Source organism: Micromonospora sp. H61 (genome assembly GCF_018070325.1).
GTDB classification, from domain to species: Bacteria; Actinomycetota; Actinomycetes; order Mycobacteriales; family Micromonosporaceae; genus Micromonospora; species Micromonospora salmantinae.
The window spans coordinates 1-696 of the sequence record NZ_JAGPXY010000240.1; the positions used below are offsets into that span (position 1 = coordinate 1).

At 65.7% G+C, this 696-nt stretch carries 1 protein-coding gene; it reads left to right on the forward strand.

From position 1 onward, the window contains the following. Window positions 1–312 precede the first annotated feature (312 nt). Window positions 313–696, forward strand: a 384-nt coding sequence (locus KBX08_RS33385) for a hypothetical protein (protein ID WP_210787730.1), incomplete at its 3' end; no start/stop codon positions are given.

Below are 696 nucleotides of genomic sequence, written 5' to 3' on the forward strand. Positions count from 1 at the left end.
ATTCCGCACGAAAGAACGTCGCCTCCTTCCTGAGTACGATGACCAGGAAGGTTGAAGACGTCCAGGAGAACACCCAAAAGTCGGTGGCGGCGGCCAGGGAAGCGTTCACGATCATTCGGGGTCCGCAGGGCCCACCAGGGGCGCAGCAAGCCGGCACCACAACCCCGACGGTCGGCCCTACGGTTGGGCAGCGTCTCCTCAACGAAGCACCGGATGCGGCGGGACACCTCGTCGTGGTGGGGTTGGTGGCGAGCATCGCCGTCCACCGCTCCGTTCAATCAATCCGCAAGGGAATAGCGAGGTTACGAGATCGTGAGCGTACGGACCGAGTTCAGCGACCTGATTCGCGCGATGGCGCGGCGTGACTGGGGCACCGTGGACCAACTCCTGGACGGGTTGGAGGCCTCCGGATGGCGCGGCGGGAACCAGGTGATCGGCGCAGCGTTCGCCATCGCGGTCAACGACCGCTTCGGCGCCGCTCACTCCCCCACCGACGTCGCTCGCTTCGTCGCCGAGACTCGCACCCAGTTTCCGGGCGCGGAGTCGCTGCCTACCCTGGAGATGGAAGGCCTGGTCCGCGCGGCCCTCGGCGAGGTCGGGCTGATCGACAATCTCAGCCCCGAGACCGCCCTCCAGATGCAGATCGTATTCCTCGGCAAGCTGCTTCAAGACCGCGATCCCACCGAGATGCAGCTT